The organism is Spirosoma sp. SC4-14, from assembly GCF_037201965.1.
GTDB lineage: Bacteria > Bacteroidota > Bacteroidia > Cytophagales > Spirosomataceae > Spirosoma.
The window spans coordinates 1406531-1419501 of sequence record NZ_CP147518.1 but is presented as its reverse complement, the minus strand read 5'-3'; the positions used below and the strand labels follow the sequence as shown (position 1 = coordinate 1419501).

At 50.4% G+C, this 12971-nt stretch carries 12 protein-coding genes; 3 read left to right on the top strand and 9 right to left on the bottom strand.

The genetic code is table 11. The features are described from left to right. Positions 1-123: 123 nt before the first annotated feature. On the bottom strand, positions 124-705 hold the full coding sequence (locus WBJ53_RS05860) for an NUDIX hydrolase (protein WP_338875129.1): 582 nt from the start codon (positions 703-705) through the stop codon (positions 124-126). Positions 706-1001: 296 nt separating this feature from the next. Between WBJ53_RS05860 and WBJ53_RS05855 the strand changes: the two genes are divergently transcribed. Next, positions 1002-1838: a universal stress protein gene (locus tag WBJ53_RS05855; protein ID WP_338875128.1), complete on the top strand. Its 837-nt coding sequence runs from the start codon at positions 1002-1004 to the stop codon at positions 1836-1838. Positions 1839-1896: 58 nt separating this feature from the next. Here the strand turns inward: WBJ53_RS05855 and WBJ53_RS05850 are convergent, their stop codons facing one another. Next, positions 1897-3165 carry an acetylxylan esterase gene (locus tag WBJ53_RS05850; protein WP_338875127.1) on the bottom strand — a complete coding sequence of 423 codons (1269 nt, stop codon included), beginning with the start codon at positions 3163-3165 and terminating at the stop codon, positions 1897-1899. Between the two features lie 185 nt (positions 3166-3350). Between WBJ53_RS05850 and WBJ53_RS05845 the strand changes: the two genes are divergently transcribed. Next, entirely contained in the window at positions 3351-3935 is a 585-nt protein-coding gene (locus WBJ53_RS05845; RefSeq protein ID WP_338875126.1) for a hypothetical protein, read from the top strand. 127 nt (positions 3936-4062) lie between these two features. Beyond that, positions 4063-6699, top strand: a complete 2637-nt coding sequence (locus tag WBJ53_RS05840) for a glucosidase (RefSeq protein WP_338875125.1) — start codon at positions 4063-4065, stop codon at positions 6697-6699. Positions 6700-6771: 72 nt separating this feature from the next. Here the strand turns inward: WBJ53_RS05840 and WBJ53_RS05835 are convergent, their stop codons facing one another. Genes WBJ53_RS05835 through coxB form a run of 7 tightly spaced genes read right to left on the bottom strand, consistent with a single transcriptional unit; the run spans position 6772 to position 12963 of the window. Then, positions 6772-8160: a cytochrome b N-terminal domain-containing protein gene (locus WBJ53_RS05835; RefSeq protein ID WP_338875124.1), complete on the bottom strand. Its 1389-nt coding sequence runs from the start codon at positions 8158-8160 to the stop codon at positions 6772-6774. After that, complete coding sequence (locus tag WBJ53_RS05830; protein ID WP_338875123.1) at positions 8157-8690, bottom strand: Rieske (2Fe-2S) protein; 534 nt, start codon at positions 8688-8690, stop codon at positions 8157-8159. Before WBJ53_RS05830 ends, WBJ53_RS05835 begins: the two co-directional genes overlap by 4 nt. Then, positions 8665-8904 carry a hypothetical protein gene (locus tag WBJ53_RS05825; RefSeq protein ID WP_338875122.1) on the bottom strand — a complete coding sequence of 80 codons (240 nt, stop codon included), beginning with the start codon at positions 8902-8904 and terminating at the stop codon, positions 8665-8667. Before WBJ53_RS05825 ends, WBJ53_RS05830 begins: the two co-directional genes overlap by 26 nt. After that, complete coding sequence (locus WBJ53_RS05820; protein ID WP_338875121.1) at positions 8901-9788, bottom strand: cytochrome c oxidase assembly protein; 888 nt, start codon at positions 9786-9788, stop codon at positions 8901-8903. The genes WBJ53_RS05825 and WBJ53_RS05820 overlap by 4 nt, the downstream gene beginning before the upstream one ends. After that, positions 9772-10350 carry a heme-copper oxidase subunit III gene (locus WBJ53_RS05815; protein WP_338875120.1) on the bottom strand — a complete coding sequence of 193 codons (579 nt, stop codon included), beginning with the start codon at positions 10348-10350 and terminating at the stop codon, positions 9772-9774. Before WBJ53_RS05815 ends, WBJ53_RS05820 begins: the two co-directional genes overlap by 17 nt. Further along, a complete protein-coding gene (ctaD, locus tag WBJ53_RS05810) occupies positions 10310-12022 on the bottom strand; it encodes a cytochrome c oxidase subunit I (RefSeq protein WP_338875119.1) in 1713 nt (570 codons plus the stop codon). The genes WBJ53_RS05815 and ctaD overlap by 41 nt, the downstream gene beginning before the upstream one ends. Continuing rightward, entirely contained in the window at positions 12019-12963 is a 945-nt protein-coding gene (coxB, locus tag WBJ53_RS05805; protein ID WP_338875118.1) for a cytochrome c oxidase subunit II, read from the bottom strand. The genes ctaD and coxB overlap by 4 nt, the downstream gene beginning before the upstream one ends. Between the last annotated feature and the right edge of the window lie 8 nt (positions 12964-12971).

Here is a 12971-nt window from a genome sequence, read left to right as displayed (position 1 = left end):
CGGTTATCACAAATGGACGGCAAAGATACTTGTCTGAACCGGGATTTACGGGATTTTAATGATTTACACGAATAAAGCGCTTCAAAGAAGCGAAAGCAAAATCGTGTAAAATCACGTTAACCATTACAATCCTGTAAATCCCGCAGGGCCGCCTGGCGGTTCAGACAAATACCTCAGTAGAGGAGCAATGTGAAGTGCCTGCATCATTTCGCCATTATCGATTATTTCCAGCGCGCGTTCCCTCGACACAACGTGTACCGTAATTTCTTCCGTCGATTCAAGATGTTGACCCTGTTTCAGTTCAACTCCCGTTGCCAGAAACGAATGGGTCAGGTTTGCGTGCGTGCCCGGATTGGCCGACAGCGTCATCAGCGGTTGCCAGTTTCCGCCACCAAAGCCCGTTTCTTCCAATAATTCGCGCTGGGCCGCCACCAGTGGATCTTCGCCCGGATCGACAACCCCCGCACAAAGTTCATAATGTACACCAGCAATTCCATGACGGTACTGGCGAATAAGCACCAGTTGACCTTCGGTTGTGATGGCCACGACATTAATCCAGTCGGGATATTCGAAGATGAAATAATTGGGAATTTCGCCACCATTCTGCATTTTGATGGCATCTTTACGAACCGTAAACCACGGTAGCTGATGGATGTATTCAGAGTGTTCGACCGACCACGGCCGAGGATCGTTTTCTGGAGTCATATCGCAAAGGTAGGTGGCAAATAAACGTCTTGTAGCGAAAAAGAAGTTATTTGGCTTAGCGATTTGACGGCAACAGATGCCGTCGTTAAGCGTAGTAACTACTAGGTTCGAGCCCTACTTCTAACAACTTCTAAGCGCGATTGCAGAAAAGTAATTTGGTAACCTTTTTCGCGTTTTAACATAAAAAGCAGCAGAATAACTCATACCGATGAATGACCAAAATCATCTCTACGTATATTCTCCCGCCTAATTTTACGACAGATTAACCACACAAGCGAGGAGAGTATCCTAAAGCCATGAAAACAATCCTAGTTCCGGTCGATTTTTCAAAAAACTCAGAAAACGCTCTGCATTTTGCTATTAACCTGTCACAGAAACTCCAGGCCCAACTCATTCTTTTTCACTCATTCCATACGTTTCATTCAAACGCTTATGGATCGGCTAAATCGTTTGATAAGGACGCGCTGTTTGCAAAAAATTATTCTGATCAGGAATTAAAAGAACTGTATGATAACGCCGGTATCGTGGCTTTCTCTGAGCCTGAGTATATAAGCTCCCAAAACGAGTTACGCGACGAAATACTACGGCTGGTGGCTGAAAAAAATGTCGATCTTATTGTGATGGGAACACAGGGATCGGGAAACCGGCTGGAAGGGCAAATTTTTGGTACCAATACCTCATGGGTGGTCGAAAAAGCGCCCTGTCCTGTCATAACCACCCACGAAAACCTGCAACTGGAAACGCTTAGCAACATAGTGTATGCCACCGATTATATGTCGGGAGATTGTGCCAATCTGCAAAAGCTGGCACAGATTGCCCAGGCATTTAGCGCGCATATTACGGTTATTCACATTGCCAAAGAAGAATCGGCGGAGGCCCTAACAGCACTGAACAATTTTGAGCAGCGGGTAAAAGCAGAAACCGGGCTTTCTAACCTTAGTTTCAACCTATTGAAAGGCAATAACGTTGAAAAAAGCCTGGAGCAATATCTGGCAGACAATCAGGTCGATCTGCTGGTACTGTCGGCCCACCACCATACCTTAACCGAAAAGCTCCTTGGCAAAAGTGTTACAAAGAACATGACACTCTATACCGACATTTCGCTGATGATTTTCCATCAGAAAGCTAACTAACCCATTGCTTGTCAGCGATTCAATCGCTGACAAACTACCCCGCAGACTCATCGGAAAGCTACTTCACTAATTCATCTGCCAACTGCAGATATTGTTCCCAATCGTAGTTGGTAACGTCGTGCTTGCCGGTTCGGATATGGTAGCGAACCGTATGCCCTACGGGTTGATTGACAGTTGGAAACGTAGTTGTTCCTATACCCGTTTTTCCATACAGACGATAGACAGGTCCGGCGGCAACGGCGCTTAGAAACTCCCCTTTGGGGTCCGACCAGCGATCTTCTTCGGCACTGGCTACATAGAGCGGACGGGGCGCTACCAAAGCCAGCAACTCATGCTGATCCACTGGCAAATTGGCCACACGCTTATTGAATGTTTTGTAGTTAGCACAGAACCAGTGCGGAAAAGCGGTATTGATTCGCTCAACAGTTTCGCCATACCAGCGACGCGCCAGTGCCGAACCGCCTTCTCCTGCTTCATTAGCCACCACTGCCGCAAAACGCTTATCCTGCGCACCGGCCCATAAAGCTGCTTTCCCGATTCGGGAATGACCAATCGAAATAATTCGCTTCGGATCGACCGCCGGATCAGTCATCAGATAATCGACAATACGGCTCATGCCCCAGGCCCAGGCACCAATGGCACCCCAGTTGTTGGCGCGGGTTGTATCGCCAAGCACCGATCGGATACCAGAACGCCAGCCCTGCGGATAATCGGGTTCAATATCGCCATAATAGGCCGTAGCCACGCCATATCCGTGTTTCACAATCATGTCGATGGGCCAACGCCGAGCCTGACTGCCCCGCGCTTTTTCGGTGGCTCGGTTGTTCAGAGCCGTTCCGTCTTGTGCGTTATACATCCACTGCGTCGAGAGCGGAATATCGGCCTCCATCGTTACACAGTGATTGCCACAAAAATTCAGACCCAGAAAAACCGGAACTGCTTTTTTCGCCGACTTTGGCGTATAGAGCAAGACCTCAATGGGCGGTAGCTGCGGATACTCGACGAACGAAATCGCTACCTGCTTCCGAACCGCTAGTCCATTCAATGCATTCGGATCGGTACTAACCGTTTTAAATTGAAGTTTGACTTGCTGTTTGGGCGTTTGCCCGTACACATTTTCGGCAAATAGCTGAAGTAGCTCGGCCCGACGACGCTCCCAGCCAGCTTTGTCGGTCACACGCTTGCCGTTCTGATTCAGTAGCGGGTCAGGCAAAATATACGCCCCAACCTTTTCTTCCTCATAATTGTAAACAGGTTCGGTTGTTTGCGCACAAACAACATTGAGGGCAACCAAACTCGTCAGTAAGCAAACCAGAAATCGATACATAAGCGTCAGCGGGCAATTTAGACTAAAAGAAACGGCCCCGACCGTTCATACTGATTAGTTCCGTTTTCGGCATTCATACCCGTCATTTTGTCGACTTTTTTTCGTCAGTCATATCAACCGCCCTCTCCAGTTCGTTGTTAAGGGAGCTTTTGCATTTGCGATTTCCGAACGTACAACACAACCTGATGAGAAATACCGCTGTCCTTTTCGTTACTGCGTTATGTCTTTTTGTATCATCCTGTCAACGGCCCACCGCCTATTTTCAGCGAACACCGCATCCGGCAGCCGCCCGAGTACCAATTGAACAGCCAACCGCCCAGGCCAAATCATTCTCGGCCGAATTAGCAGCCGATACTTCTCCAACCGAACTAATCGTTCCCGAAACAGAAACCAGTCCTATAGCCAGCCGCGAGGCCAACCCAACCGAAACGCCCGGCAACCGGGTTCAGCACCGGATGCAGCGCATTCAGTCGATGCTCCTCACCAAGCCAGAGTCGGTTACGCGCCCCAATGCCAACTCGAAGTCACAAAAACCTCTTCGGCTTGGCAACCGGATTCGGCAGGGTCTGGGAATTCCGCTCCGCAAAGAGCTAAACTGGTGGCAGCGCATTAGCTGGAAACTCAAAGCATCGGTCATTATTCTGGTGGTGGCGGTGTTGTTCGCTATTCTTCACATCACAATTCTGGCCATTATTTTCGGCATCATCGGTGCCCTTCTGATGATGAGCGGCCTTAAGAAATCATTTAAGGTTAAACGACCGTGGTTCTGACAACCCAGGTCTTTTTTTCTACTCCCGGATTAGATTTATCCAACAGCCAAACAAACGACGAAAGGAAACGCTTTTTTAGGTATAACCTAACTGCGTTCTTCGGCGCAATAGTCGAACTTCCTTTCGCATGACTGCAGAACAAATCCGTTTACAGAATCCGGCCTGGCGGCAGTGGGGATCGTACGTTTCTGATCGCCAATGGGGCACCGTACGTGAAGACTATAGCCCCAATGGAGACCACTGGAGCTATACAACCCACAGCATGGCCCGCAGCTATGCCTACCGCTGGGGCGAAGAAGGCATAGCGGGCTTTTGCGACAACAAGCAGCAGCTATGCCTGGCGCTGGCACTCTGGAACGGTCAGGATTCGATGCTGAAAGAACGCTATTTCGGTCTGTCGAACCCGGAAGGCAATCATGGCGAAGATGTGAAAGAGGTCTATTTCTACCTGGATGCCACCCCCACACACTCCTACCAGAAATTGCTCTATAAATATCCGCAACGGGCCTTCCCCTACGAACAGCTGGTTGACGAAAACGCCCAACGGAGCTTGCAGGTCGGCGAATTTGAACTGCTCGATACGGGTATTTTCGACGACGACCGTTATTTCGATGTGTTCGTCGAGTATGCCAAGGCTGATCCGCAGGATATTCTGATGCGCATTACGGTCTGGAACCGAGGCCCCGAAGCGGCTCCAATTCATCTGTTGCCAACGTTATGGTTTCGAAATACCTGGCGCTGGAACAATACCCCAAACGCGCAACGGCCAATCCTAAGGGCACAACCCGGCGGCTCAGTCCAAATCAATCATTCCGATCTGGGGCAATACGTAATCTACGCCGATGGTTGCCCCCACTGGCTCTTCTGCGAAAACGAAACCAATGTTGAGCGGCTTTACGCCAGTGACAACACTACGCCATATCCTAAAGATGGTATTAATGATTATCTGCTGCATGGTTTACAAACCGTTAATCCCGAGCAAAAAGGAACAAAAACAGTTGCTCAGTATAAGCGAATGATTGAAGCGGGTAGCTCAACCACCATTCAGATCAGGCTCCGTTCCGAAAACATCAAGTTGCCTTTCAACGATTTCGACGACATCCTACAACAGCGCAAACAGGAAGCCGACGAGTTTTATGCAGCTATTCATCCGGCAAAAGCGACCGACAATGAAAAATATATTCAGCGGCTGGCGCTTAGTGGTATGATCTGGAATAAGCAGTTTTACTATTACAACATCTGGCGCTGGCTCAACGGCGATCCAGGACAGCCGTCGCCCCCACCCGAACGCTGGAACGGACGGAACCATACCTGGCTGCACCTGATCAACGAAGACATTATTGCCATGCCCGACAAATGGGAGTATCCGTGGTATGCCGCCTGGGATCTGGCTTTCCATAGTGTCACGTTTGCGCTGATCGACCCGGAGTTTGCCAAAAATCAGCTCCTGCTGCTAACGAACGAATGGTGTATGAACCCTGACGGGCAACTGCCATCGTTTGAGGGAACGTTCAGCGATGTGAATCCGCCTGTGCATGCCTGGGCTGCTTATCGGATTGTTCAGATCGAACAGCAACAGGGGCAAAAAAACGCCGATTTAGGCTTTCTGCGGACAATGTTCGAAAAACTCATGCTCAATTTCACGTGGTGGGTAAACCGGAAAGATCATTCGGGCAACAACATTTTTGCGGGGGGCTTTCTGGGACTGGACAATATTGGCGTTTTTGACCGCGATACGAGTTTACCCAACGGAGAACATCTCGAACAGGCCGATGCTACTAGCTGGATGGGTATGTTTGCGCTCAACATGATGCGGATTGCACTGGAACTTAGCCAGCACCACGAAGGCTACACCGACCTGGCCATCAAGTTCTTCGACCATTTTCTGTTCATTCAGCGGTCCATCAATCAAATGGGCAAAGGGCCACAGGGGCTTTGGGATAAGGAGGATGCTTTTTTCTACGACCAGATTCGAAACAACAATGGCGAGGTAAAGAAACTACGGGTTCGAACGCTGGTTGGTTTGTTTCCGCTCTATGGTGTCGAAGCACTGGATGAGCACCTACTGAGTTCGGCGTTTCTGGATCGGATTCACTGGTTTGAACAACATCGCCCGTCGTGGAGCGATCTGATCAATCACTACCTGAGCCCAGCAACACAACCGATAGGGCAACCCTCAAAACGACTGCTAAGTTTGGTCGATGAAGCCCAGTTTAAAGCGCTTATGGTTCGAATGCTCGATGAAACCGAATTCCTGAGCGGCCACGGCATTCGGTCGGTATCGCGGGTCTACCGCGATCATCCCTACGAATTTTCCTTATCAGACATGCAACTGGAATTTCGGTATGCGCCTGCCGAAAGCGATATTCACATTGCGGCTGGAAACAGCAACTGGCGTGGTCCGGTCTGGATGCCTGTCAACTACCTGATGGTCGATCGGCTGTTGCATTATTATCAGTACTACGGCAATGATTTCCGGATCGAATGTCCGGTTGGTTCGGGACAAATGCGGAACCTGAAAGAAATAGCACAGGAGCTAACGCATCGACTCATTGCCTTGTTCATCCCCGACGCCAATGGTCAGCGGCCGATAGCGGGAAGCCATCCAAAATGGCAGGACGAACATTTCAAACCCTATCCTCAGTTCTACGAGTATTTCAATGGCGACAACGGACAGGGTCTGGGGGCATCGCACCAAACTGGCTGGACAGGCCTGGTTGCCGACCTCATCCGCCGAAAATATACAGACTTGAAAAAGAATTAGTCATTGGTTCTTTGTTGAGTATAGTGAATACTACGCTCAACAAAGAACCAATGACTAACAACAAATGCCTACTTACTTCCTCGATGAAAGAAACGTAACCAGATCATTCAGTTCGGCTTTTGTCAGCATACCGCCATAGGCTGGCATTTCGTCGCTTCCGTTCACGATCTGGACTTTAAGTTGGTCAGGATTCCAGGTTCGACCAATCCGGCTCAGTTCGGGCCCCGTTATTCCGCCATGACCATCGATGCGGTGGCAGTACTGGCACCCTTTTTTGTAAAATAATGATGCCCCCCGTTCGAGTTTCGGGTCGCGAAAACGAACAGACTGAGCAAGGGGTTTGGTTTCAAACTGCGGTGACCAGGGCGCCCGATTACCGATATAAAGCAGACTACCCACGGCAACCACTACACAAACGACCCCAAACACAGCCCAGGGCCGACGGATGGGGCTTCGTTCGCCCCGATTCGATATAAACGGCAAGACCAGCAATGCCAGCACTCCTACTATGGGACCGAAGAAAATCAGATATGATTCCGTAGCCGGTGGCAACAGCGCAAACAGCGCAAAAATAGGAAGCATGTACCAATCGGGCTCCGGCGAGGTATTGATAATAGACGGATCGGGCGGCTGCGTCAGCGGAGGTGGCCCAATCAGTATAGCGAACCCCACAATGGCCAGAATTACCAGTGAACTGAACAGCGCGTCGCGCCAGGCCGCATTAGGCCAGAACGGCACCCCCTCTCGTTTCAGCATATCGTCATACCATTTCCGGTACGTTTTTGGATCGACCAGCCTGCCTGCTTTTGGTGGCTCTGAAATGCCGTTGCGAATAACCAGATACAGATGAAAGCCGACAAACAGAAAAATAAGCGCCGGGAACAGAAACACATGAAACGAAAAAAAGCGGCTGAGCGATTGCGCCCCAATGGTATCGCCCCCCAACAGTAGCCGGGCGAGAGCCGTACCGATCAGCGGCACACGCCCTAAATTCTGAGCTGCCACTACCGACGACCATACGCCGTTGGAATCCCAGCGCAGCAGTTGCCCCGTAAACCCCATGGCAATGGTCAGAAAGAGCAGAAAAACGCCACTGATCCAGCTCATTTCGCGCGGGTATTTATAGGAAGCCGTAATGTAGACCCGAATCATATGGATGCCCACCAGAATAATCATGCCCGATGCGCCGAAGAAATGAATGCCCCGTAGCACTTTCCCGAAAGCAGCCTGGCTGGTAATAAACTGAAGCGACTGAAAGGCCGAATCGGATGAGGGTTGGTAGAGCAATGACAGCCCAACACCCGTTACGACCTGAAGAACAAAGCAAAATAGCGTAGCACTCCCAAACACATAGGCCCACTTAGCACCCGGCGGTACAGGATGCCGCATCACGGGCAGTATCGTCTCAGAAAATCCCGTTCGGTCGTCGAACCAGTTCGCTATTTTTCGGAGTAGGCTCATGTTTTCTGTCCATCGCTGAAGTTGGTAATAGGAATAGGCGCTGTTCCGATCTGCACCTGGCCATCGGCCACCCGAACTGCATACTGACGTAAGGCAATAGGAGGTGGCCCCGCAGCCACAGACCCATCATGATAATAAACGCCCCCGTGGCAGGGACACATAAACAGTTTAGCCTCCGCTTCCCAGCGCACCGGGCAACCCAGATGGGTACAATTCGCCGAAAAGGCAATGAATTTATCGGTCGATTCGCGCCGGAGCCATGCGGCTGTGTGGGCCGTAGTTCCTGCCCAGGCTTTTGGATCGGCATTTTCGAACTTAACCAGTTGAGTAGAGCCTATTGGAAAATTTTCTGCCGAACCCACGGCTCGCCAGACTTCGGGCTTGTCTTCGAGCAACGGGGCCAGCAGTGCCCCTGCCACCGGTATACTAACCGCTATGGCTGCCAGGCCACCCAGGCCGAGGCTCATGTTCATCATAAACTCCCGGCGGCTATCGTTTTCGGGCTCAGTCTTCGTCTTCTCCTGATTCATAGCGTAGTTCGGTTATCCATCCTGCCAGCGTATAGGCCATAATCAACAATCCAGCGGCACTAATGATCCAGCCCGCCAGCAATCCCCAGCCCAGAAAGGCCAACCCCATTGCGAAGAAAAAAGGCCAGTACGTTGGACGGGGCAGTTTGGGTGGGTGTGCTTTTGTCCAATTGGCAGGGTCTTTCAGAAACTGCATTTTCTCGTCCTGATTCATAGATTTTTCGTCAAAAGCAGTTGAATATGATCCGTATGTTTTTGTTCAGTTGTTAACCAGCCAAACAGCAGATACATGGCTCCGGTCAGATAAACCAGACAGCCCGGTACCCACATCAACAAACCTGCTATCTGCTGATCAGTCACAGCATCAATACCCCAGTTGTGGCGAATCAATCTTACCAGTCCGTAGTAGTCAGCCCCCTCGTAGGTCTGATATAACCCAACGGGGGCAAACGTGATTAGCATCCCCAGCAACGAACAGGCCGCACAGGCAGTGAACAAATAAACGACCCCTGTTAATGGATGAAGCCGTTGCTGGCCGAATGGTCCGAGAATTGGCCAAACAAAACAGAAGCCCGCCAGAATCAGGCTGACAGGATGCAAGACGTGGGCCAGATTGGCCAGCGACCCCGCCGACGTACCGGCAGTCTGGCAAAGCGGAATAGCGGCTATATCGCCATAGGTGGTCGAGAAATCGTGGGCCATCGTAGCGTCATACACGGCCGGAATATGCCAGAACCACATCAGGCCAACGCCCGCCAGCCAGCCAAGCCAGGACCATACCCGAAAAAAAGCCGATACCCGAATCATTATCCGTTCGGCTTTGGAAGTTGGATGCTGGGGCAATCCGAGTATGAGTAATGGAGCCGCTACCAGCAGCAACAGAACGTGTTCGGCCATGTGCGCACTAAGCAGATAATGAACGCCCAATGTATGCAATGGCGACAGTTGCGCCAGTCCGACAAGCAACAGGCCAGCAACATAGAAGCCAGCCCCAGGCTGCCATTTCCAGCCCGATATAATGCCATAGAGCAACCCAAAACTGGCCAGCCCCAGCAGATCGAGCCAGTTAATTGTCCAGAGGCTAAGGAGTTGATTCATGACCAGCTATGTTTATTAGGGTTGGCAATACATACACCAGCGTGAATACTACCACCCAAACTACATCCACAAAATGCCAGTAAATACCTACCGTACTGATGACAGACGACTGCGGTTTGTCGAAATCGCCCAGCCATGCCAGATACAGCACAACACTTAAAATAATTAGCCCCACAAGCACGTGCAGACCATGAAAGCCCGTCAGCGTGAAAAAACCGGTCGCAAAAGTTCCTTTACTGATGGTGAGTTGACTGGATAGCAGATGACTATATTCCCGAATCTGCCCGACTAGAAAAACAGTACCCAGCACTAGCGTAGCCAGCAACCAGCCTTTTAGCCCATTCGGGCGTCCCTGCTTAAAATTGACTTCGGCCCGCCAGAAAGTAAAACTGCTCAACAGAAGCAATGCCGTAAAAGCCGCCGTTGCTGGCAGTTCCAGTTGCTCAACCGATTGCGGTCGAAAGCCCGGATAATAGGCAAAATACACGAAGCCCATCATCAGCGACAGAAAAAAGATGGCTTCAGTGCCCACCACCAGTTTCATCATGATCTTTGGTTCCATATTTTTCGTCGTCTGTTTTTTGATGATCGCCAATGTCTGTATGATTCAGATCGTGCAACGGGCGAAAACTTACTATGGGCGGTACCCTGTCGAAATTCCTCAATGGAGGTGGTGAAGTTGTCAGCCACTCCAGCGTGTAGCCATCCCAGGGGTTGTTGGGCGCAACCCGACCGCGTTTCAGTGCTGCGTATAGGGCATACATAAATAGCAGCATCGACCCACCCATCAGAAAAGCGCCCAAACTCGAAATCAGGTTCAGCACATCATAGGCAGGCAGATTGGGGTATGTATGCACCCGCCGGGGCATACCAATAGCGCCCAGAATATGCTGCACAAAAAACGTGAGGTTAAACCCAATGGTAAAGAGCCAGAAAAACCAGTTCCCCAGCTTTTCGTTTACCATGCGCCCGGTAATTTTAGGAAACCAATAGAATAGCCCGGCAAATAGCCCAAACAAACTACCGCCCAGAAAAACATAGTGCAGATGCGCTACTACATAGTATGAATCGGTCAGTTGCCAGTCGATGGGCACAATGGCGAAGGAAACTCCGCTTAACCCGCCAATAGTAAACTCAACCAGAAAGGCCGTAGCAAACAGCATGGCCGTTGTGAACCGGAGCGACCCTCCGTACATAGTACCCAGCCAGTTGAAAATTTTAACGCCTGTTGGAATACCGATGAGCATACTGCTGGCCGCAAAAAAGCCATTGACAGTATTGCCCATACCAGTAGCAAACATATGGTGCGCCCATACGCCAAAGGCCAGCAAGGCAATGGCAATCCCCGACCCTACCACAAATGCATAGCCGAAAATGGGCTTTCGCGAAAACACCTGAAAGACTTCAGAAAGAATGCCAAAGGGTGGTAACACCACAATATAGACTTCAGGGTGCCCAAAGAGCCAGAACAGGTGCTGCCAGAGTAACGCCGAACCTCCACTGGCCGTATCGAAAAAATGTCCATCCAGTTGGCGGTCAATCAGCAACATAGCCAGAGCCGCATTTAGCGATGGGAATGCAGCCAGAATCAGAAAGCTATTGACCAGCACCATCCAGACAAAAACAGGCAGGTGTTTGTAGGTCATTCCGGCCGTTCGCAACCGAATAATGGTCACAATCAGGTTCGCAGCCGTACTTACGGTACCAATCCCGGTAAGCAATAAACCAATGCAGTAGTAATCGACGCCGGAAGTTGACGAATATTGCGGCAGATTGAGCGGAGCGTAGTTGAACCAACCAGTATTGGGAGCCCCGCCCGCCAGAAAACTAAAATACAGTAGCAGCCCCCCAAAAAAGGCAATCCAGAAACCGAATGCATTGAGCCGGGGAAATGCCATGTCGTTAGCCCCAATCATTAAAGGAGTCATATAGACCGAAAAGCCTAGAATAGCCGGAGTCAGCACGAAAAAAATCATGGTAGTTCCGTGCATCGTAAAGAGCTGATTGTAGGCATCAGGGCTCAGAAAATGATTTTCGGGTATCAGTAGCTGCACTCGCATCAGCACTGCAAAGGCCCCACCAACCAGCAGGTAAAACAGGGCCATGAGCAGATACAGGATACCAATCTGCTTATGATCGACCGACGACAGCCACTGCAACAATCCCTGATTGCTACTCACATCGGCACCGGGCAGCGGAGTCTGTGGTTCGGGAAGTCGCACATTTGTAATCATTGAAGCGTCGATAAATAGTCTACCAATACATTAATGCTGTCTTTAGGATAGATAAACCGGGGCATCCGCGAACCGGGCTTAATCGATTGTGGATCACTGAGCCATTTTCGCAGATTTTCGCGGGTGTTGGGCATCATACCCGACAGCATGGTTTTACGACTGGCAAAATGCGTCAGGTCGGGTCCAACATCGCCATTGGCAGTTGTGCCACGAATACGGTGGCAGCTTCCGCAGGTTTGCCGGTTAAAAAAATCGGCTCCTGCAATGGCCGACGTCTGGGTTGGTTTCACTGCGTTCTGCTGGCGTTCTTGAAGCCACTGCTGATATTCGGATTCTGGCTGCGCCACCACTCGAATGCGCATCCAGGCATGCTGGGCACCGCAAAATTCACTACAGGCTCCTTCGTAAATACCCGGCTCCCGAATGGTTAGCCAAAGGTGATTGGTTCGACCAGGAATAGCATCCATTTTCGATCCCAGCGCCGGAACCCACCAGTCGTGAATCACATCGTCGGAATTCAGATGTAACAGCACTTTCCGACCAACAGGCAGATGAATTTCATTGGCAACAATAGCCTGAGTGCCAGAATAGCGAGCCTCCCACCAGAACTGATGCCCCGTAATTACAACATCGGGTTTACGGTTGCCGGATGCTGGCAGAATGCGTTTCATGGTCCGAATGGTCAGGTAAAAAAATACCCCAACCAACAGCGTCGGAATTCCAATCATAAAAAGCTCTACCGTTCGATTGCCCGTAAACTGACGGGGCTCTTCATCGCCGGGTTTCCCTCGAAATTTAACGACAACATAGATCAACAGTCCGATTACTGCCAACAGAATCGCCATTGCCGCTACGATAAAATAGATCGTTAACGAATTAATTTCATCAGCCTCATACGAAGCGGGCGAAAATATTGACGGTATGCGTAGCAGATGAGTCATTGAATCCG

Bases quoted from the DNA above. Each gene is read 5' to 3' on its own strand.
- WBJ53_RS05820 (WP_338875121.1), bottom strand. From the start codon at position 9,788: ATGAATCAACTCCTTAGCCTCTGGACAATTAACTGGCTCGATCTGCTG.
- WBJ53_RS05840 (WP_338875125.1), top strand. From the start codon at position 4,063: ATGACTGCAGAACAAATCCGTTTACAGAATCCGGCCTGGCGGCAGTGG.
- WBJ53_RS05850 (WP_338875127.1), bottom strand. From the start codon at position 3,165: ATGTATCGATTTCTGGTTTGCTTACTGACGAGTTTGGTTGCCCTCAAT.
- WBJ53_RS05860 (WP_338875129.1), bottom strand. From the start codon at position 705: ATGACTCCAGAAAACGATCCTCGGCCGTGGTCGGTCGAACACTCTGAA.
- WBJ53_RS05855 (WP_338875128.1), top strand. From the start codon at position 1,002: ATGAAAACAATCCTAGTTCCGGTCGATTTTTCAAAAAACTCAGAAAAC.
- WBJ53_RS05825 (WP_338875122.1), bottom strand. From the start codon at position 8,904: ATGAATCAGGACGAGAAAATGCAGTTTCTGAAAGACCCTGCCAATTGG.
- coxB (WP_338875118.1), bottom strand. From the start codon at position 12,963: ATGACTCATCTGCTACGCATACCGTCAATATTTTCGCCCGCTTCGTAT.
- WBJ53_RS05845 (WP_338875126.1), top strand. From the start codon at position 3,351: ATGAGAAATACCGCTGTCCTTTTCGTTACTGCGTTATGTCTTTTTGTA.
- WBJ53_RS05835 (WP_338875124.1), bottom strand. From the start codon at position 8,160: ATGAGCCTACTCCGAAAAATAGCGAACTGGTTCGACGACCGAACGGGA.
- WBJ53_RS05815 (WP_338875120.1), bottom strand. From the start codon at position 10,350: ATGGAACCAAAGATCATGATGAAACTGGTGGTGGGCACTGAAGCCATC.
- WBJ53_RS05830 (WP_338875123.1), bottom strand. From the start codon at position 8,690: ATGAATCAGGAGAAGACGAAGACTGAGCCCGAAAACGATAGCCGCCGG.
- ctaD (WP_338875119.1), bottom strand. From the start codon at position 12,022: ATGATTACAAATGTGCGACTTCCCGAACCACAGACTCCGCTGCCCGGT.